Source organism: Collinsella sp. CLA-ER-H11 (assembly GCF_040092445.1).
GTDB lineage: Bacteria > Actinomycetota > Coriobacteriia > Coriobacteriales > Coriobacteriaceae > Collinsella.
This window is the reverse complement of sequence record NZ_JBBNLN010000001.1, coordinates 318671-338435: the sequence shown is the minus strand read 5'-3', so window position 1 is coordinate 338435 and position 19765 is coordinate 318671. Positions and strand designations below refer to the sequence as shown.

Sequence of the window (19765 nt, the reverse complement as noted above, 5' to 3'; positions counted from 1 at the left end):
GAAAGGGCGTCGACCGCGATGGTCGGCGCCCTTTTTGTGCACAGGGACTGAGCTGGTCTGCACCACCACAAAGGTGCCTGGCCCCTTTATGGTGGTTGGCGGCTAAGCGGCGGGGAGTCCTGGCGTGTTAGCCGGCTGCTGCGGCTTGAGGTGGGCGTTGCGCCAGATGATCTGGATAACGTAGCCGAGCATAAAGACAAAGGCTACGCCGCTGATGAAGTCACCTACGAGGGGAAGCCCCGTGAGGGCGCCTGCGATTACGCCGCCCACGGCTGCCATGGCGTAGCGGTTTTGGTTGTGTCCGACCATGCGGGAGATCGCGCACCCCGCAAAGGCACTCGACACCAACGCGATGCCGATAACGCCGCACAAGAGGGCTCCGGCAAGCGACAGACCAGCGATAGAGATAATTAGCAGTAGGACGGCGGGGACGATAGCAATCGTGCCCAGAAGACCGCTCACCCACAGGGGCATGGGGCGCTGGTGGAGCATGCCGGCGGCGCTGGCGGTCGCGCGCGGAAAGACGAGCTCGAGCAGCAGAGCGACAAAGCAGGTCGAGAGTGCCGCGGCGACGATACCGCCGATGACATCGTTAACGGTGGAAGTATCCTCGTTCACGGTGCGGTCGATCTTGAGCGTGCCTACCTCGGCTCCTGCGGCACGCTCGGGGTCCTCGGAGACGTGCGCGTTCACGGTGCCGGTGATGTGGGCGTTCTTGCCCAGGATGAGCTTGTCGGCCCAAACCTCGACATCGCCCTCGACGGTGCCATCGATGGTCACCGTGTCGCCCGCAAGCGCTGCCGACTTGGTAGAGCCGCGCAGGGCAACCGTCTCGCCTATCGCGTAAAAACAGTTGGCGGTGCTGTCGGAATTGAGCACAACGTGCTGACCGACGACCGTGACGCTGCCATCAACCGTGGTCTTGGCGATATCGATAGTGCGTGCCGCCAAGCGGACGGCGCCGCTCACCGTGCAGTCGCGGATGGAGAGGCTCTCGCCTGCTGCAATTATGTCGCGGCCAATGGACGCATCGTCCAAGTTGAGGGCCTGACCTGCCCAGTACAGGTCACCTTCGACGCCGGACGAATTGGCGTCATTGTCGGTCGCAAGTACGTTGCCTGCGGTGTCCGTGCCGGCGAACGACGCCGTGGGAAGCGCGGTGACCGCTAGAGCGATGAGCGCGAATAAGATCGTGATGCGGCCCCACGCTTTACGGCGCTGGGTCGACGGGAATTGATTACAGGGCATAGTGAATCCTTCGTCAGATGCTCGACATGCACCTAACAGGGTACCCAACGCGTGGGCGCTCTAAAAGAACCTCTCGGTTGCATTTCGAAGGATGAGCCCGCGCCACCTACTTTTTGCGGTGCAAAAAGCGTGCGATGTCATCCTCGGTGGGGCTTTTGATATCAAAGCGCAGCGACAGCCAGCGTAGTCCCATGGTCACCACGACGCAAACGACCAGTGCGACGACATTGCTGACCAAGCCGCTCATGACAAGGCAAACATAGCTTGCCGATCCGGCGATGGCCGCGATGGCATAGAAGTTGGTGCGCTGGAAGATACCCGGCACCACACCCATAAAACCATCTCGCAGCATGCCGCCGCCCACCGCGGTAAAAAAGCCCATCATGATGCACACCGCCGGCGCAAAGCCGTAGACCAGCGCCTTGTCTGCGCCGGTTGCCGCATAAATACCCACCGAGATGATATCGAGCAGGGGAATGAGCTTTTCGGGCTTGTCGACGATTGCCGGGAAGATGTAGATGATGGCCGCGGTGGCGATGGAGAGCGGGAGCGCCATCGGTTGGTTGAGGATGTAGACGTTGCCCACCTGCAGCGTCATATCGCGCAAAAGACCGCCGCCCAGTCCACAGACCACGGCGAGCGCGACGGCGCCCACCAGGTCGAGTTTGTGCTCGCGTGCGACCAACACGCCCGAGATCGATGCCGCGACGACGGCGAACATCTCGAGCCAAAACGGGATGGCAACCATGGCATCCGAGGCGTGTGCGGTAACGATCATAGCGGCGGCAACGGGCAAGATGGGGTCCTTTGAGTTACGGGTTTAGACAATGCCCGTACATAGTACATGTTCGGCGCCGATTGCGACCCTATTGCTCGGCAAACGGTCGGGACTGGGTACGGTCATAGGTTCCATGTTAGGGGATCCGGGTTGATGCTGAACGCGATGGGGGCGTGGTCGAATAGGAGGGATGTCCAAATTTTGAGCTCCGCTCAAAATTTATCCGGTCGGCTTGCGCCGACCGCGCTGCGCTAAAAACGCGCCACGGGCGCGTTTTCTTTACGCTCCGCGCCCTGGCGGGTTCGAATCCCTCCTCCTCCGCCGCATTTGCTTGTTAGGGACTCAAAACAAAAAAGCTCCCATTCCCGGGAGCTTTCTCAACCAAAATGGCGGAGGAGGAGGGATTCGAACCCTCGTGACCTTATACAGGCCAAACGGTTTTCGAGACCGCCGCATTCAACCACTCTGCCACCCCTCCGCGTGGGGTAAAAACAAAGCAGGCTCGAAGGCCTGCTTTGGAATTAACTGGCGGAGAGTCAGGGATTTGAACCCTGGAGACGCTTTTGACGCCTACACGATTTCCAATCGTGCTCCTTCGGCCACTCGGACAACTCTCCGTTAAATGCGAAAGTCAGTATACACGAGGAATCGCAAAGTGCAAACAGAAAAGTTGGCATTTTTGATCCACAGCGTCTCGCGCTGTGCCTAAAACGCGCGACACATGCAGTCTGACCAGCAAAATCATGCTATGCGAATTGCTCAAAAAAGGACTTTATAGACCACGAGCAAACGAATTTAAAATCTTTTTGGCGATCAATTAGACCACTGGTATGCATTTTGAGACCACAACCATGCGCCCGTTGACCTGCGACTTGGCTCAGCTTGTCCCCACGGCACCGTATCTTGTCCACAGATCCGTCAAGCTTTTGGTCGGCATTTGGTTGGAATGCGCATGAAACGTCGTGCGAGTATGGGCATATGTGGAGGTCATGAGGTTGTAGCTGCATATTCTTGCAGCCTAGGAGGTTGAAAGATATTATTACCAAGTCTTTTCCTGCTTCAGGCGCACCTTCACGACCTGAAGCCACATTTGCCCAGAGGAGGTGACAATATGAAGGCTTATGAACTGCTGTTCTTTGTTGACCCGTCGCTCGACCCCGAGACTCGTCTCGCTGTTATGAAGCGTATCGATACCACGATCGCTGAGGGCGCTGGCAAGGTCGACTCCGTTGACGAGTGGGGCAAGCGCAAGCTCGCCTACGAGATCAACGATCTCACCGATGGTGACTACACCCTCATCAACTTCCACGCAGATCCTACCCAGATCGCCGAGCTTGATCGCGTCCTGCGCATCACCGACGCTGTGGTTCGCCACATGATCGTCCGTCGCGACGACCAGGAGTAAGACTGTCGTTTTGGACTGGGCTTGTGCCCCAAGAGGAAGTAGTGAGTTATGAGCATCAATCGAGTGAACATCACCGGTAACCTCACCCGCGATCCCGAGCTGCGCGCCACCGCCGGCGGAACCCAGGTTCTGTCCTTTGGCGTCGCCGTGAACGATCGTCGCCGCAACGCGCAGACTGGCGAGTGGGAGGACTATCCCAACTTTGTCGACTGCACCATGTTCGGCACCCGCGCCGAGGCCGTGAGCCGTTTCCTGGCAAAGGGAAACAAGGTCGCGATCGAGGGCAAGCTGCGCTACAGCTCTTGGGAGCGCGACGGTCAGCGCCGGAGCAAGCTTGAGGTCATCGTCGATGAGATCGAGTTTATGAGCTCCCGTGGTGGCCAGGGTGGCTACGATCAGGGCGGTTACGCCCCTGCAGCTCCCGCGCCCGCAGCACGTCCTGCCGCACCGGTGGCCACGCCGCCCGCGGTCGACGTCTACGATGAGGACATCCCGTTCTAAGGGTTGTTCACCTATTTTTGAGTGAGAGGCGGCTTCGGTTCGCCGAAGTTGCCAAATGAAAGGTATTTTGACATGGCTAATGATTTTTCTGCACGTCAGCCGCGTCGTAAGTACTGCCAGTTCTGCAAGGAGAACACTGAGTTCATCGACTATAAGGACACTCAGCTTCTCCGTAAGTACATGACCGACCGTGGCAAGATCAAGCCCCGTCGCGTCACTGGCGCTTGCACGCAGCATCAGCATGACATCGCCAACGCCATCAAGCGCGCCCGCGAGATGGCTCTCCTGCCGTACACCGTCCCCGTGGTTTCCTCTCGTGGCAACCGCGACCGCGGCTAAGAAGGGAGACGCATCATGAAGGTTATTCTTCTCGATGAGATCAAGGGCAAGGGCGGCGAAGGTGACGTCGTAGAGGTCGCTCAGGGTTACGCTGAGAACTTCCTGTTCCCCAAGAAGCTCGCTGTTGCCGCCACCAAGGGCAACCTCAAGCAGCTTGACGAGCGTCGCAACAACATCGCCAAGCGCGAGGCCGTCCGTCTGGCTACTGCCAACGAGACCAAGGCTGCCTTCGAGGGCAAGACGGTCACCGTTGACGTCAAGGTCGGCGACGAGGGCATCCTCTTTGGCTCCGTTACCGCCGCTATGATCGCTGACGCCATCAAGGCTCAGCTCGGTATGGACATCGACCGCAAGCGCGTCGAGCTCGGTAAGCCCATCAAGGTTGCCGGTGCCCACACCGTTGCCATCTCGCTGTACCGCGAGATCAAGGCCGAGGTTGTCGTTCTCGTCGGCGTTACCGCCGAGGAGCTCGCTGCCGAGGCTGAGGTCGAGGAGGCCGCTGAGGTCGCCGAGGCCGAGACCGCCGAGGTCGAGACTGAGGCTGCTGCCGAGTAGCATTTGCTGCAACGCAACAATCTTGTTCTAAGAAGGGCGCTCTGGGAAACCAGGGCGCTCTTTTGTTTTTTTGCGCTGAGCGAGTGTCATGGTGAACGTTGCGTCGAAGTCCTATATACAGGACCGTTCATCCGTTTGGTTCGGTGATGATTGGCGGCGCGCGGCGCGTTTTGGGACCGTGGCTGATACTATGGATGCTCGCAAGCGATATGAATGAGGATGCTCATGGCATATGACGATAGGGAGACCGGGCTGACGGTTGAGGACCGCGGCTCAAAGTTGGGTCTTCCCCAAAACCAAGATGCAGAGGCCAATGTACTGGCCGCTATGCTGCTATCGCCCGAGGTGGTCGAAGAGGCCCAGGTCGAGCTGCAGCCCGATGACTTCTACCGGCCCATTCATAAGACCATCTATACCGCGATGGTCGATATGTACAACAGCCGCATTCCCATCGACTCCATCTCGTTGATCGATTATCTGCGAAGCATCAACAAGCTCGATGCCGTGGGCGGCGAAGCGTATATTTTGGAGTTGATGGGTCAGACCCTGTCGCTCGTCAACTGGCAGCACCATGCCGCCATCGTTCGCCGCGATTCGATGCTGCGTGAGCTGATCGGCGCCACCAACGAGATCAACGCGCTGGCATATAACGCCCCCACCGACACCAAAGAGGTTGTCGAGCTGGCCGAGAGCAAGCTACTCAAGGTTACGGCACGCGAGGTCAAGTCGAGCTACAAGACGCTGACCGAGTTTATGGTCGAGGCCTATAACGAGGCCGAGGAAGTGTGCCAGGCCGGTGGCCAGGCTGCGGGCGTGCCCACGGGCTTCCCGTCGCTCGACCGCATGCTCATGGGCTTCCGCGAGGGCCAGCTCATCATCATCGGCGCCCGTCCTGCTGTAGGTAAGACGTCGTTCGCCCTGAATCTGGCGCTCAACGCTGCCGCTGCTGGTTATACCGTCGGCTTCTTCTCGCTGGAGATGTCGGGCAAGGAAATTGCCCAGCGTCTGATTTGCGCCTACGCCATGATCTCGATCAGTGACTTCCGCATGGGCCGCATTAGCCCCGAGCAGTGGGCCAATATCAACGAGGCCACGCAGACCTTGTCCAAGCTCGATATTCTGATTGACGATACGCCCGGCACCACAGTGACCGAGATTCGCGCCAAGAGCCGCCGTATGCTCCATAACAAGGAGAAGGCAATCATCATCTTGGACTACCTGCAGCTGGTGAGTCCTCCGCCGGGACGCCGCTCCGAGAGCCGTACCGTCGAGGTCTCGGAGATGTCGCGTGGTTTGAAGATCATGGCCAAGGAGCTCAAGATCCCGCTCATCGCGCTGTCACAGCTCTCGCGTCAGGTCGAATCCCGTACCGGCAAGCGCCCACAGCTTTCCGACCTTCGTGAATCGGGCTCCATCGAACAGGACGCCGATATCGTTATGTTCTTGGACCGCTCCGCCGACGAGGCCGAAGCCTCGCGCGACGATCGACCCGACGAGGGCGTTACGCGTATCGTCGTGGCCAAGAACCGTTCGGGCCCGATCGGCGACGTCGACCTGATGTTCCTGCCGGCATCCACCAAGTTCTATGAGCTTGATGGGGCACATGCCGAGGAGTAGGACAGGCGCCCGTTGCACGGGTATACTGGGAATGTTTTGTGCTTCTGCGTGCCGGCGTGGCGCGTAGACAGTCCATGAATGTAAGGAGTAAACATGCCGTCAACCGTTTTGGTCGGTGCCCAGTGGGGCGATGAGGGCAAGGGTAAGATTTGCGACCTGGTCGCCGGCGACTTCGATGCCGTCGTGCGCTACTCGGGCGGCAACAACGCCGGTCACACCATCGTCGTCAACGGCAAGAAGTACGGCCTGCACCAGGTGCCCTCCGGCATCATGTATTCCGACCACGTGTCGGTGATCGGTAACGGCTGCGTCGTCAACCCCAAGGTTGTCCTTGAGGAGATCGACATGTTCGAGGCCGACGGCATCACCACCAAGAACCTCAAGATTAGCGGCAACGCGCATGTCATCATGCCGTACCACATCGATCTGGATGGCGCCTTTGAGCAGAAGCTCGGCAAGAAGAACATCGGTACCACCAAGCGCGGCATCGGTCCGTGCTATCAGGACAAGATGGCCCGCATTGGCCTGCGCATGCAGGACATGCTGGACGAGGCGCTGTTCCGCGACAAGCTGGAGACCGCTCTCGCTCGCGTGAACCCCGAGCTCGAGCTCATCTACAACCTGCCCACCTACACCGTGGACCAGATTTGCGACGAGTACCTGCCGATGGCCGAGCGCCTGCGTCCCTACATCACCGAGACGAGCCTGCTGCTCAACAACATGATCGATGAGGGCAAGGACCTGCTGTTTGAGGGCGCCCAGGCGACGCTGCTCGACATCGATCACGGCACCTATCCGTACGTGACGTCTTCCAACTGCACCGCCGGCGGCGCCATCACTGGCTCCGGCGTGGGTATGAAGAATGTCGACCGCGTGCTGGGCGTCATGAAGGCCTATATCACCCGCGTCGGTTCGGGCCCCATGCCCACCGAGCTTTCCTATGAGTCCGAGGCCGGCCACACGCTGACCGAGGAAGGCTATGAGTACGGCGTGACCACCGGTCGCCGTCGTCGCTGCGGCTGGTTTGACGGCCCTATCGCCAACTATGCCTCGCGCGTCAACGGCCTCACCGACATCGCCGTGACCAAGCTCGACGTGCTTTCGGCCTTCGACACCATCAAGGTGTGCGTGGCCTACGACGTCGATGGCGAGCGCTATACCAGCGTGCCCGAGCATCAGGTGCGCTTTGAGCATGCCAAGCCCATCTACGAGGAGCTCCCTGGCTGGAAGTGCGACATCACCGGTTGCCGCAGCTTTGACGAGCTGCCGCAGGAGGCTCAGGACTACGTGGCGTTTATCGAGGATCTGGCACACACCCGCGTGACGTTCATTGGCGTTGGCGCCGGTCGCGAGCAGATCATCAACCGATTCTGGAAGTAATCGGGACTATTTGGTTATTGCGATATACCCCTTTGCAGCCCGGACGGGCGGCCGAGGGGTATATTTGCTTGCAAAGGGCTCGCGCGGAGCGGGCCATTCATCCATAGAGGAGGCACCCTTGAAGGCGGACACTCAAACCATCGACATCCTGTTGTTGGGCAGCGGCGGCCGTGAGCATGCTTTGGCAGCTAAGCTCGCGGCATCACCGCGCGCCGGCAAGCTCTACATCGCGCCGGGCAACGGCGGCACCGCGAGCTGCGGCGAGAACGTTGTTCTCGACGACTGCGATCCTGCGGCCGTGGCGGCGTTTGCTCAGAGCCACGGATGCGGACTCGTGGTAATTGGCCCCGAGGCTCCGCTTGTGGCGGGCGTGGCCGACGCCGTGCGCGCGGCGGGTATTCCCTGCTTTGGCCCGGGTGCCGAGGGCGCCCAGATGGAGGGCTCCAAGCTGTTCTCCAAGCAGCTCATGGAGCGCGCGGGTATTCCGACGGCAGCCTACGGCTCGTTTACCGACGAGGCTTCGGCTCTCGCCTACGTGCGCGAGCAGGGCGCCCCGCTGGTCGTGAAGGCCGACGGCCTTGCCGCGGGCAAGGGCGTTATCGTGGCGACCGAACTTGAGCAGGCCGAGGAGGCCGTGCGCGAGTGCTTTGGCGGCACCTTTGGCGATGCCGGCAGCACCGTGGTTATCGAGGAGATGCTCGTTGGTCCCGAGTGTTCGCTGCTGGCCTTTACCGACGGCAAGACCGTGCGCCCCATGGCTACCTCGCAGGACCACAAGCGCGCGCTCGAGGGCGACAAGGGCCCCAACACCGGCGGCATGGGTGTCTACAGCCCAGTGCCCATCGTGACTGACGAGGAGCACGCCACCATGGTGAAGGTCATGGAGCAGACCGTGGCCGAGCTCGCTGTCGAGGGTATCGACTACCGCGGCTGCCTGTACGGCGGCTTTATGCTTACGCCTGCCGGCCCCAAGGTGCTGGAGTTCAATGCCCGCTTTGGCGACCCCGAGACGCAGGTCGTGCTGCCGCGCCTTAAGAACGACCTGGTTGAGGTCATGCTCGCCTGCGCCAACTGCGAGCTCGATCAGATTGAACTCGACTGGCGCGACGAGTGGGCCGTGGCCGTTGTCCTGACGAGCGCGGGCTATCCCGGCAGTTACGAGAAGGGCAAGGTCATCACCGGTATTGAGGATGCCGAGGCCATGGAGAACGTGACCGTGTACCACGCGGGCACTGCCGTGGTGGACGGCCAGCTCGTGACCAATGGTGGCCGCGTGCTTGCCGTGACCGCTCTGGGCGACACGTTCGAGAACGCTCGCAACCTTGCCTACGAGGCTTGCGAGAAGATTGATTTTGAGGGCAAGACCCTGCGTCACGACATCGGCCTGCGCGCGCTGCGCGGTCGCGACGCCTGGGATGCCTAAAATCCGAGAGGAATGAGACGGATGGACGAGAAGAACGAAGAGCTCGTGGACGCGCAGATCGTCGAAGAGGACAGCCGCATGTATGGGCACGCCGAGGGCGAGCCTGGTGGCGAGGTCGCTGACGAGCCGACGCTGGTGCTGGGCGATGACGACCCGCACGATGCCGAGCTGCACGAGAAGATTCTTTCGGAGGAGTGCGCCTGGAAGGGCAAGATCCTCGACGTCCACCGTCTTGAGGTTGAGCTGCCCAACGGTCACCGCAGCGCCCGCGATATCGTTCGCCATCCGGGTGCGGCGGCCGTTGTGGCACTGACCGAGAGCGGCAAGATCGTACTGGTGCGTCAGTACCGCACCGCCATCGACCGCGTGACGGTCGAGATTCCCGCCGGCAAGCTCGATCCAGGCGAGGACCCGCTCGATTGCGCCAAGCGCGAACTGCATGAGGAGACGGGCTTTAGGGCTGGTCGTATTCGCTTTTTGACGTCGATTGTCACGTCCTGCGGTTTTTGCGATGAGATCATCCACATCTACTTGGCTACCAAGCTCGAGTTTGATGCGCCCAACCCCGATGATGACGAGTTTGTCAACGTGGACCTGGTGCCGCTGCACGAGCTGATCGACGCCGTACTCGACGGCAAGATCGAAGACGCCAAGACCGTCGTAGGCGCCTTGGCCTGCGACAGCATCGCACACCGACTAGGCGGAACTGAGCTTTAAAAGCGAGGGCGACCCTGGGGCAAACACTACTGATTATTTTGTCCCAGGGTCTTACGTTATTGTTTTATCTCCGAGGACTGCATGTTTAAGAGGTTTCTTTCTTACTACGAGCCCCAGATGGGGCTTTTTGTTGCTGATACTGTTTGTGCTCTGGTGCTTGCCGCCATTGACCTTGCTTTTCCTATTATTCTGCGCAATTTGACCGGTGGGCTATTTACTCAGGGTCAGGCTGCCATTATGCAGGCGCTCGGCATGATCGCGGTGGGCTTGGTGCTGATGTATGCCGTCCGCTGCGCCTGCCGCTACTTTGTGAGCTATTGGGGTCACGTGATGGGCGCGCGCATGGAGTCCAAAATGCGCGAGGACCTGTTCGACCAGTATGAGCGCTTTAGCTTTGCGTACTTCGACCGCAACAGCTCGGGCGACATGATGAGCCGCGTGGTCAACGACCTGTTCGATATCTGCGAGGCGGCGCACCACGTGCCCGAGTGGATCATCATCTGCGGCATCGAGATTATCGGCTCGTTTGTGATCCTCTTTACCATCGCCCCGGTGCTGGCGCTCGCCATGGCCGTGGTGACGGCGGCGTTTGCGGTCATCATGTTTTGGCAAAACATGCGTATGCGCGAGGTCTTTAGCGACAACCGCAAAAAGATCAGCGGCATCAATGCGCAGCTGCAGGATTCGCTGGCGGGCATGCGCGTGGTCAAGAGCTTTGCCAACGAGGAGACCGAACGCTTCAAGTTCCGCGCCTCCAACAATCGCTATCTTTCGTCCAAGGAGAACATGTATCACGCCATGGGCGTCTATACCGCGACGTATGGCCTGCTCTCGGGTGTGCTCTATGTGATCGTAGTGCTGCTGGGCGGATGGCTGGTCGCCCGGGGACAGTTGCAGGCGGTCGATATGGCGACCTTCGCACTCTATATTTCGCTGTTCTGCACGCCGCTCGAGACGCTCGTCAATTCGGCCGAAACGTATCAGAAGGCCATCGCCGGCTTTAAGCGTATGGACGAGGTGCTCTCGACCTCGCCGGATATCCAGGACAAGCCGGGCGCCACGGATTTGCAGGTGACCGCCGGCGCCGTGGAGTATCACGACGTGTGCTTTAACTACGAGGATGTCGAGCTGGGCGAGGGCTATGCCGACGAGCGTCCCGTTATCGACCATATGGACCTGTCCATCAAGCCCGGCCAGACCATCGCACTGGTTGGCCCTTCGGGCGGCGGCAAGTCCACGACCTGTTCGCTGCTGCCGCGCTTTTATGACGTGGCTGCCGGATCCATTAGCATCGACGGCCAAGACGTGCGCGATGTGACGCAGCAGAGCCTGCGTCGTGCCATCGGCCTGGTGCAGCAGGATGTCTATCTGTTTGACGGTACGATTGGCGAGAACATCGCCTACGGCAAGCCGGGCGCTACGGCGGAGGAGATCGCCGACGCCGCCCGTCGCGCCAACATCGATGCCTTTATCGAGTCGCTTCCACAGGGCTATGACACGGTCGTGGGCGAGCGCGGCAGTCGTCTTTCGGGCGGACAGAAGCAGCGCGTTGCCATCGCGCGCGTGTTTCTCAAGAACCCCAAGATCCTGATCTTGGACGAGGCGACGAGTGCTTTGGATAACGAGAGCGAGGAGGCGGTCCAGGAGTCGCTCGAAGAGCTGGCACGCGACCGTACCACAATCATCATCGCCCACCGCCTTTCGACCATTAAGCATGCTGACGAGATTGCGACCGTTGAGCATGGTCGCGTTGTGGAGCGTGGCACGCACGAGGAGCTTCTCGCCCGTGGCGGCACCTATGCCCGTTACTATCGAATGCAGTTCGAAGGTGCGCGTGCGCACGAGCTCGACTGATTGATATGACAGGAAGTTTATGGCTGACAAGAACCCTTTGACTCCGGAAGAAGTGACGGAGTTATTCTCCGAAATCGATGCATCCGGCGTCTTGGATCCCACGCTCGCCAAAAAGCGTACCGAGCGCATGCGTGAGAAGGAGGCTGCGGCCAAGCGCGGTGACAAAGCGGCGCTAGCGCAGCTGCGCAGCGAGGACCGCGCGAGCCAGGCAAAACATATCGACCCGCTGTCCGAGGACGATCCTTCGGGCTCGCAGGTGAGCCATACCATTACGAAGACCGCGATGGCCGTGGTCATCGGTATTTTGGTGCTGATCGTGGGCATGCAGATTGGCTACGGCGTGATGCGTCGTCTGAACACCGCCAACCTGTCCGAGAGCGTTTCGGTCGATACCGTTTCGACCGCGCTCAAGGGTGGACTTGAATGGGGTAACGGCTTTACGCAGTTCCCGCTCGACTTTACCGTCGATGAAGCCGATGAACGCACGGGCACGGTCGAGGTGACGGTGTTGGACACATCGTCTGCCAACGAGCTCGAGCTGCTGTCCAACGGGCAGATTCAGGCCGCGGCGCTTGCGACCAACGCGTTGCTCAACGATAAGATCGACCGCGTGGTGTATAACGTTCACGCCTATATCGACGAGGATAGCAACATTCAGCACGATTCCTTCTTTGGCATGTTCCCCGCGCGCGGCCACCAGAGCGCCATTTTGACGTTCGTGTGGACCAAGAGCTCATCCAACGCCACGAGTATCGACTGGAAGATGCGCATCGTGAGTATGGATGACACCATCGCCGAGCGCATTCAGAAGCAGGTGAACTCGGTGTCGTCGTTAATTGAAGACCCGGTGGTGAGCCAGACCAAGATTGACGAGGAAAAGGCCGAGCGTGACCTGGAGCATCGTCTGCATGGCCGCGAGATTTTCCGCGGCGGCAAGCCCGATCGCACACCGTCCGAACTGCTGGAGCAGGACAAGAAATAATAAGACGCCATCATCCCGCGTGAGCCACAAGCCCGCGCGGGATGATTTTTTAATCCCCGTCCCAGAAAAATCATTATGCATAGAAAGTCATAATTATCATTTCGTAAACATTTCGATGAAATTAACGCCATGAGGCATGCTTGCGGTTACAATACCGCGAGGCCTAACTACACACCTTTAAGCCGGTCCTGTGAGACCGGGAAGGAGAATTATGGCGAACAACCATACCGCGGGCGCTGCCGCCCGCACCTTCGCGCCCAGCGAGCTTTGCCAGCGTATGCTGGCCAAAACCAGCAAGGGCACCTGCGGTCCCTGCATCCTGTATCTTGAGGATGGGACCATTTTTTATGGACGTGCATGCGGCGCCGAGGGCACCGCGACCGGCGAAGTCTGCTTCAATACCTCGCTCGAGGGCTACTTTGAGGTCATGACCGACCCGAGTTATGCCGGCCAAATCGTAACCATGACCTATCCGCAGATCGGCAACTACGGTATCGACGAGACCGACGTCCAGTCGGCCTTCCCCGGCGACGCCGTGCGCCCTGCGAGCGCTCCGGCTATGCGCGGCATGATCGTTCGCGACATGTGCACCACGCCTTCTAACTGGCGCTCGGCCGTCAGCGTGCCGGAGTATCTGCGCGCCCACGGCATCGTCGCTATCGAGGGCGTCGACACCCGCGCTCTGGTACGCCACCTGCGCGACAATGGTTCCAAGATGGGCATTATCTCGACCGAGATCTTCGACGTCGACGAGCTTGCCGAGCGTCTGGCCGCAGCGCCCACGCTGGTAGGCGAGAACCTGGTCAAGACCGTAAGTTGCCCCGCGCCTCATGAGTTTGTGGCTGCCGACCTGCCTGCCACGCATGACTTTGCGCTTTCGGCTGCCGCTCCTGCCCGTCACAAAGTGGCCGCCTACGACTGCGGTGTGAAGCGCGGCATTCTGGAGGGGCTGGTCCGCGCCGGCTGCGACCTTACCGTCGTGCCGTGGGACACGCCCGCGAGTGAGGTGCTCGACATGAATCCCGACGGCGTCTTTTTGTCCAATGGCCCCGGCGACCCCGACGCCGTGGTGGAGACCTACGAGCAGGTGCAGCAGCTGATCGGCAAGGTGCCGGTCTTTGGTATTTGTCTTGGTCACCAGATGATCAGCCTGGCCTGCGGCGCCCAGATGGAAAAGCTTAAGTTCGGTCACCGCGGTGGCAACCAGCCGGTTATGAACCTGGTAAGCCGCCGTGTGGAGATCACCGCGCAAAACCATGGCTTTGGCCTGCTGTTCCCCAGCTTGGGCAAGCTTGTCCCCGAGCTTTCCGGCGGCGAGACCGAGCATGCGGCCGATGGAGATCTGCGCGTCTGGGTGCGCCGCGGAATCGCGCCGGTCGTGATGAACGAGCGCTTTGGTCGCATTCGCCTGACACATGTGAACCTCAACGACGGCACCGCCGAGGGCATCCAGCTGCTCGACGCACCGTGCTTCTCGGTCCAGTACCACCCCGAGGCCTCGCCTGGCCCCACCGATGCCCACTATCTCTTTACCGCCTTTACGCGACTCATGGACGGCGAGGAGAACTACCTGGACATCGACACCGCGAAGGACCGCCTTGCCGGCTGGAACTTTGCTGAGTCCGAGACCGCTGAGACCGAGGAGAACTAACATGCCGAAACGTACTGACATCAAGCGTATCCTCGTCATTGGTTCGGGCCCCATCGTCATCGGCCAGGCCTGCGAGTTCGACTACTCCGGCGCCCAGGCCTGCAAGGTGCTCAAGGAGGATGGCTTTGAGGTCATCCTGGTCAACTCCAACCCGGCGACCATCATGACCGACCCGGGCTTGGCCGACCGCACCTATGTCGAGCCCATCACCGCCGAGTTTATCGAGCGCGTAATCAAGAAAGAGCACCCGGACGCGCTGCTGCCCACGCTGGGCGGCCAGACCGGTCTGAACGCCGCCGTCGAGCTGGCGAAAGACGGTACGCTCGACAAGTACGGCGTCGAGATGATCGGCTGCGACCTGGCCGCCATCGAGCGCGGCGAGGACCGCAAGCTCTTTAACGAGGCCATGGCCGAGATTGGCCTGGAGGTCGCGCGCTCGGGCTATGCCTACAGCGTGGCCGACGCCGAGACCATCGCCGAGCGCGTGGGCTATCCCTGCGTGCTGCGTCCGAGCTTTACCCTCGGTGGCGCCGGCGGCGGCATCGCGCATACCCACGAGGAGCTCGTCTCCATCGTGAGCCAGGGCCTTGAACTCTCGCCTGCCCACGAGGTGCTGGTCGAGGAGTCCATCGAGGGTTGGAAAGAGTACGAGATGGAGGTCATGCGTGACCACGCCGGCAACGGTATCATCGTGTGCTCCATCGAGAACCTCGACCCCATGGGCGTGCATACCGGCGACTCCATCACCGTGGCGCCGGCGCAGACCCTCTCCGACCTTGAGTATCAGCGCATGCGCGTGGCCTCGCTCGCCATTCTGGAGAAGATCGGCGTCGAGACCGGCGGCTCCAACGTGCAGTTTGCCGTGAACCCCAACACCGGCCGCCTGATCGTCATCGAGATGAACCCGCGCGTGAGCCGTTCGTCCGCGCTGGCCTCCAAGGCCACGGGTTTCCCCATCGCCAAGGCCGCCGCGCGCCTTGCCGTGGGCTACACGCTCGACGAGATCGTCAACGACATCACCAAGGCTACACCCGCCTGCTTTGAACCCACGATTGACTACTGTGTGGTCAAGGTGCCGCGCTTTGCCTTCGAGAAGTTCAAGGGCACTGATCCTACGCTCACCACGCGCATGAAGGCCGTGGGCGAGATCATGGCGATTGGCCGCACCTTTGAGGAGGCCTTTGGCAAGGCCATGCGCTCGCTGGAGGACGGCCACCAGGGCATTTGCGCCGGTGGAAAGGAGGGTGCCGACAAACTGGGCGACGACGAGCTCGCTCAGGCCGTGGCAACCCCGACCGAGCATCGCATCTTCTTTGTGGTCGAGGCCCTGCGCCGCAGCTGGGACGTTGCGCGTATCCATGCCATCTGCGGTATCGATCCGTGGTACCTCAACCGTATCAACGACATGGTGCAGGTCCAGGAGAGCATCCGCGGCCTGCGTGTGGAGGATATCGACGCCGACGCGATGCGTCTGCTCAAGCAGTACGGCACGAGCGACGCCGAGATCGCCGCGCTGACCGGCTCGGACGAGCGCTTTGTGCGCGCCTACCGCAAGGGTCTGGGCGTGGTTCCCAGCATGAAGACGGTCGATACCTGCGCTGCGGAGTTCTCGAGCGCCACGGAGTACCACTACAAGACGTACGAGAACATCTACCGCACGAGCCCGGATGCCAAGAAGTGCGTAGCTCCCGACGAGACCACGCCGGCGGACAAGCCCAAGGCGATGATCCTGGGCGCCGGCCCCAACCGTATCGGCCAGGGTATCGAGTTCGACTACTGCTGTGTGCATGCGAGCTATGCGCTGGCGGCCCGCGGCTTTGAGACCATCATGGTCAACTGCAATCCCGAGACCGTTTCGACCGACTACGACACGTCCGACCGCCTTTACTTTGAGCCGCTCACCTACGAGGACGTCATGGACGTTATCGATGTTGAGCGCCCCGACGGCGTCGTGGTGACGCTTGGCGGCCAGACCCCGCTTAAGCTGGCGCGCATGCTCGAGGAGAGTGGCGTGAACATCATGGGTACCAAGCCCGACGCCATCGATTTTGCCGAGGATCGCGAGCGTTTTGCCGCCCTGCTCGACAAGCTGGGCATCATGTACCCGCCGGCGGGCCAGGCCACCTCGTTTGAGGAGGCCGAGGCCGTGGCCGCGCACATTGGCTACCCGCTGCTGGTACGTCCGAGCTACGTGCTGGGCGGCCGCGGCATGATGATCGCCTACGATGCCGAGCACCTGCGCGATTACATGGCCGAGGCCGCGCGCATTAGCCCCGACTACCCGGTGTACCTGGACCGCTTCCTGGAGGGTGCGATCGAGTCCGATGTCGACGCCCTGTGCGATGGCGAAGAGGTCTACATTGGCGGCATTCTGGAGCATATCGAGGAGGCCGGTATCCACTCTGGCGACTCCGCGACCTGCATCCCGCCGTTCAGTTTTAGCGAGAGCCTGCAGGCAAAGCTTCGCGAGACCACGCGCCGCATCGCGATGGCGCTGGGCGTACGCGGCCTGGTCAACGTGCAGTACGCCATCAAGGGCGAGACCGTTTACGTAATCGAGGCCAACCCGCGTGCCAGCCGTACCGTGCCGTTTATCTCCAAGGCCACCGGCGTGCCGCTGGCCAAGTGCGCGGCGCGTATCATGGCGGGCGATTCTATCGCCAGCCTGGGTCTGCCGAGCGACGAGCGTCAGCTCGATTGGTTCTGTATGAAGGAAGCCGTTATGCCCTGGGGCCGTTTCCCGGGCGCTGACGTTATCCTGGGGCCCGAGATGAAGTCGACGGGCGAGGTCATGGGTATCGCCAAGAGCTATCCCGAGGCATACGCCAAGACGCAGCTGGCGATTGACTACAAGCTGCCCGACCCGAGCGCCGGCAAGGTGTTCATTAGCGTGTGCGACCGCGACAAGCGCCATATCCTTTCGGTCGCCCGTATCCTGCGCTATCTGGGCTTTGACATCTGCTCTACCGAGGGTACGGCGCGTGTACTGCGCGGCGGCAACGTGACGTGCGAGGTCGTGGAGAAGATCAGCGGCCCGCACGACGGCGAGTGCCCCAACATTGGCGACCTCATCGCCGATGGCAAGATTGCGGTGATCGTCAATACGCCGTATGGCCCGGGTTCTCGTGGCGACGGCTATCTGTTGCGTACCGAGGCGGTGCGCCGCGGCGTGACCTGCGTGACCGCGATGTCTGCCGCCAACACGTACGTGAGTGCTATCGAGGCCGTGCGCGAGGACCAGCAGGGCCACGGCAGCGCCAACGACATGGGCATGGACGTCATCGCCCTGCAGGACCTGCCGCAGTACACGGTGTAGTGCGACCTGTCCGGCCGGGGCGGGAGGGGCCGAGATTTCCCCCTTTCGCTCCGGCTGCAAGCAGAGTCGCTCAGGAGGAAACTCGGCCCCCTCCGCCCCGGCCTGCGGCGACTTGGCTGCACCGTGTGCTGCCGAAGGGGCTTTGCGCGATGACTAGGGCAGAATAAAAAGTGAGTGTGGGATCCGCCGTTCGTTCGAACGGCGGATCCCACGTTAATATTTCAGCCAACGTACGTCATGGCAATTCCCGGTAGGTCGAGGGTGCCCCGCGGCGGTCTGGTGTTTTCACCTGAACGACTTTGCGAAGCAACTGGAGTGAAGATGAAAACACCAGACCGCCGCGGGGCACCCGCAGACCGCAGGGACGGGAGCAGCTATACTACTCTCAGTAGTTAAGGGTCGCGGATTCGCCGCGTCACCGCTCTCAACAGGAGGTCTTTGTTTATGGCAGATCAGAAGCCGGTTGTCGGGATCATCATGGGCTCCAAGTCCGATCTGGGCGTTATGGAAGGTTGCACCGCCGAGCTCGAGGCACTGGGCGTGCCCTATGAGCTTGTCATTGCGAGCGCACACCGCACGCCGGCGAAGGTCCATGAGTGGGCCTCGACCGCTGCCGACCGCGGCATCAAGGTGATTATCGCTGCCGCCGGCAAGGCTGCTCACCTGGGCGGTGTCGTGGCTGCGTTTACGCCGCTGCCGGTTATCGGCGTGCCTATGAAGACGAGCGATCTGGGTGGTATGGACTCGCTGCTGTCGATGGTGCAGATGCCTTCGGGTGTGCCCGTGGCCTGCGTTGCCATCAACGGTGCCAAGAACGCCGCCATTTACGCCACGCAGATTCTGGGTGCATGCGACCCCGAGTACCGCAAGGTTATCGAGAAGATGAAGCAGGAGATGGCCGACGCCTAGGCGTTCCGCCGTTTCACCGCAGTATAAGGAGAGCCATGTCCGACTATCAGGGAAAACGATTCAAAGCTTCTCAGATTCCCGATCCGTCGAAGCCGGGTGCTACCCATGCGGCACAGCAGGGTCGGACATCCTCTCCTCAGCAGCCGCGCGCGCCGCGTCCCGTGACACCGGCGACGCATCGTCGACAGGACGCGCCGGCCGCATATCGACCTTCATCTTATAGCAATGCTAAGAAGCCGCCCCGGTCTTCATCGCATGCCGCGCCGTCGGATTACACCGAGCCGCCGCGCAAAAAGCGCCGCTCCGTTATCCCCATTCTGCTCATCATCATCGGCATCGGCCTAATCGTTGCCGCCGCCGCCATCTTTATCAATGCGCAGATTGGTTACAAGCAGGCGAGCGAGTCGTACCAAAAGATCGAAAAGCAATATGCGCCCGCTAAGGACGCCAGCGGCGTGCCGATTATCGATTTCAATGCTCTTGCCCAGACAAATCCCGAGGTCGTCGGTTGGATTTACGCACCGGGCACCAACATTAACTATCCCGTAGTGCAGGCTACTGATAATTCCAAGTACCTCAACACGTTGTTCGATGGCACGTCCAACGCATCGGGTGCCATCTTCTTGGATTACGAGGACACTGCGCCCGGCATGGTGGATCAGCAGACTACGATTTACGGACACCATATGAACGACGGGTCGATGTTCAACGTGATTTCGGACACCACTGATCAGGCGACGTTCGATAGCATTGAGTTTGTGTATTACATCACACGGGATGCTACGTATAAGCTGCGACCGCTGGCGACCAAAGTTGTTGAGGACACGTATGCCAAGGCGCGCACGCGCAATTTTGAGGGCGACGACGGGCTCAAGAACTACCTGTCCGAGATGCTCGACGGTGCCTCTGCCGTGGCGAGCGATGCCACCGATCGTGCCGCTTCGGCAACCAAGGTCGTAACGCTTGTGACCTGTCGTTCGTTATCGCTGAGCAACACGCGTGCTGTCATGGTGCTCACGCCGGTCGAGGAATAAGTTGTTCGAGAGTAGCTAAAAAAGCCCCGTTCCAAATTGGCTACTCGATGACGGTA

General features: G+C 60.7%; 16 protein-coding genes and 2 tRNA genes. 14 read left to right on the top strand and 4 right to left on the bottom strand.

Translation table 11 applies throughout. The annotated features are described in order from the left end of the window. Positions 1–102 precede the first annotated feature (102 nt). The 4 genes from AAAX35_RS01395 to AAAX35_RS01380 form a co-directional block, all read right to left on the bottom strand. Complete coding sequence (locus tag AAAX35_RS01395; protein WP_349116491.1) at positions 103–1248, bottom strand: polymer-forming cytoskeletal protein; 1146 nt, start codon at positions 1246–1248, stop codon at positions 103–105. A 106-nt stretch (positions 1249–1354) separates the two neighbouring features. Beyond that, entirely contained in the window at positions 1355–2044 is a 690-nt protein-coding gene (locus tag AAAX35_RS01390; protein WP_229065363.1) for a TRIC cation channel family protein, read from the bottom strand. A 369-nt stretch (positions 2045–2413) separates the two neighbouring features. After that, positions 2414–2504, bottom strand: a tRNA-Ser gene (locus tag AAAX35_RS01385). Positions 2505–2552: 48 nt separating this feature from the next. Continuing rightward, positions 2553–2643: transfer RNA gene (locus tag AAAX35_RS01380), tRNA-Ser, on the bottom strand. 494 nt (positions 2644–3137) lie between these two features. On the opposite strand from AAAX35_RS01380, the gene rpsF reads away from it, so the two are divergent. The 14 genes from rpsF to AAAX35_RS01310 all read left to right on the top strand — a co-directional run bounded on the left by rpsF (position 3138) and on the right by AAAX35_RS01310 (position 19709). Next, positions 3138–3431 carry a 30S ribosomal protein S6 gene (rpsF, locus tag AAAX35_RS01375; RefSeq protein ID WP_006235831.1) on the top strand — a complete coding sequence of 98 codons (294 nt, stop codon included), beginning with the start codon at positions 3138–3140 and terminating at the stop codon, positions 3429–3431. A gap of 48 nt (positions 3432–3479) precedes the next feature. Beyond that, a complete protein-coding gene (gene ssb, locus AAAX35_RS01370; protein WP_006235830.1) occupies positions 3480–3932 on the top strand; it encodes a single-stranded DNA-binding protein in 453 nt (150 codons plus the stop codon). Positions 3933–4004: 72 nt separating this feature from the next. Then, positions 4005–4271, top strand: a complete 267-nt coding sequence (gene rpsR, locus AAAX35_RS01365; RefSeq protein WP_006235829.1) for a 30S ribosomal protein S18 — start codon at positions 4005–4007, stop codon at positions 4269–4271. A gap of 15 nt (positions 4272–4286) precedes the next feature. Beyond that, complete coding sequence (gene rplI, locus AAAX35_RS01360; RefSeq protein WP_022094073.1) at positions 4287–4826, top strand: 50S ribosomal protein L9; 540 nt, start codon at positions 4287–4289, stop codon at positions 4824–4826. Positions 4827–5051: 225 nt separating this feature from the next. After that, entirely contained in the window at positions 5052–6443 is a 1392-nt protein-coding gene (gene dnaB, locus AAAX35_RS01355; protein ID WP_022094074.1) for a replicative DNA helicase, read from the top strand. A 93-nt stretch (positions 6444–6536) separates the two neighbouring features. Continuing rightward, a complete protein-coding gene (locus tag AAAX35_RS01350) occupies positions 6537–7823 on the top strand; it encodes an adenylosuccinate synthase (protein WP_022094075.1) in 1287 nt (428 codons plus the stop codon). A 118-nt stretch (positions 7824–7941) separates the two neighbouring features. Next, entirely contained in the window at positions 7942–9246 is a 1305-nt protein-coding gene (purD, locus tag AAAX35_RS01345; protein ID WP_349116490.1) for a phosphoribosylamine--glycine ligase, read from the top strand. A gap of 21 nt (positions 9247–9267) precedes the next feature. Further along, positions 9268–9963, top strand: coding sequence for an NUDIX hydrolase (locus AAAX35_RS01340; protein ID WP_349116489.1), 696 nt, complete (start codon positions 9268–9270; stop codon positions 9961–9963). Between the two features lie 81 nt (positions 9964–10044). After that, complete coding sequence (locus AAAX35_RS01335) at positions 10045–11817, top strand: ABC transporter ATP-binding protein (protein WP_349116488.1); 1773 nt, start codon at positions 10045–10047, stop codon at positions 11815–11817. 19 nt (positions 11818–11836) lie between these two features. Then, on the top strand, positions 11837–12799 hold the full coding sequence (locus AAAX35_RS01330) for a hypothetical protein (protein WP_035136527.1): 963 nt from the start codon (positions 11837–11839) through the stop codon (positions 12797–12799). Between the two features lie 211 nt (positions 12800–13010). Further along, a complete protein-coding gene (gene carA / locus AAAX35_RS01325; protein WP_349116486.1) occupies positions 13011–14450 on the top strand; it encodes a glutamine-hydrolyzing carbamoyl-phosphate synthase small subunit in 1440 nt (479 codons plus the stop codon). A 1-nt stretch (position 14451) separates the two neighbouring features. Further along, positions 14452–17766, top strand: a complete 3315-nt coding sequence (carB, locus tag AAAX35_RS01320) for a carbamoyl-phosphate synthase large subunit (protein WP_349116485.1) — start codon at positions 14452–14454, stop codon at positions 17764–17766. 444 nt (positions 17767–18210) lie between these two features. Next, entirely contained in the window at positions 18211–18675 is a 465-nt protein-coding gene (gene purE / locus AAAX35_RS01315; RefSeq protein ID WP_006235810.1) for a 5-(carboxyamino)imidazole ribonucleotide mutase, read from the top strand. A gap of 35 nt (positions 18676–18710) precedes the next feature. Next, a complete protein-coding gene (locus tag AAAX35_RS01310) occupies positions 18711–19709 on the top strand; it encodes a class B sortase (RefSeq protein WP_349116484.1) in 999 nt (332 codons plus the stop codon). Positions 19710–19765: the final 56 nt, after the last annotated feature.

Bases quoted from the DNA above. Each gene is read 5' to 3' on its own strand.
- AAAX35_RS01395 (WP_349116491.1), bottom strand. From the start codon at position 1,248: ATGCCCTGTAATCAATTCCCGTCGACCCAGCGCCGTAAAGCGTGGGGC.
- rpsF (WP_006235831.1), top strand. From the start codon at position 3,138: ATGAAGGCTTATGAACTGCTGTTCTTTGTTGACCCGTCGCTCGACCCC.
- ssb (WP_006235830.1), top strand. From the start codon at position 3,480: ATGAGCATCAATCGAGTGAACATCACCGGTAACCTCACCCGCGATCCC.
- rpsR (WP_006235829.1), top strand. From the start codon at position 4,005: ATGGCTAATGATTTTTCTGCACGTCAGCCGCGTCGTAAGTACTGCCAG.
- rplI (WP_022094073.1), top strand. From the start codon at position 4,287: ATGAAGGTTATTCTTCTCGATGAGATCAAGGGCAAGGGCGGCGAAGGT.
- dnaB (WP_022094074.1), top strand. From the start codon at position 5,052: ATGGCATATGACGATAGGGAGACCGGGCTGACGGTTGAGGACCGCGGC.
- AAAX35_RS01350 (WP_022094075.1), top strand. From the start codon at position 6,537: ATGCCGTCAACCGTTTTGGTCGGTGCCCAGTGGGGCGATGAGGGCAAG.
- AAAX35_RS01340 (WP_349116489.1), top strand. From the start codon at position 9,268: ATGGACGAGAAGAACGAAGAGCTCGTGGACGCGCAGATCGTCGAAGAG.
- AAAX35_RS01335 (WP_349116488.1), top strand. From the start codon at position 10,045: ATGTTTAAGAGGTTTCTTTCTTACTACGAGCCCCAGATGGGGCTTTTT.
- AAAX35_RS01330 (WP_035136527.1), top strand. From the start codon at position 11,837: ATGGCTGACAAGAACCCTTTGACTCCGGAAGAAGTGACGGAGTTATTC.
- carA (WP_349116486.1), top strand. From the start codon at position 13,011: ATGGCGAACAACCATACCGCGGGCGCTGCCGCCCGCACCTTCGCGCCC.
- carB (WP_349116485.1), top strand. From the start codon at position 14,452: ATGCCGAAACGTACTGACATCAAGCGTATCCTCGTCATTGGTTCGGGC.
- purE (WP_006235810.1), top strand. From the start codon at position 18,211: ATGGCAGATCAGAAGCCGGTTGTCGGGATCATCATGGGCTCCAAGTCC.
- AAAX35_RS01310 (WP_349116484.1), top strand. From the start codon at position 18,711: ATGTCCGACTATCAGGGAAAACGATTCAAAGCTTCTCAGATTCCCGAT.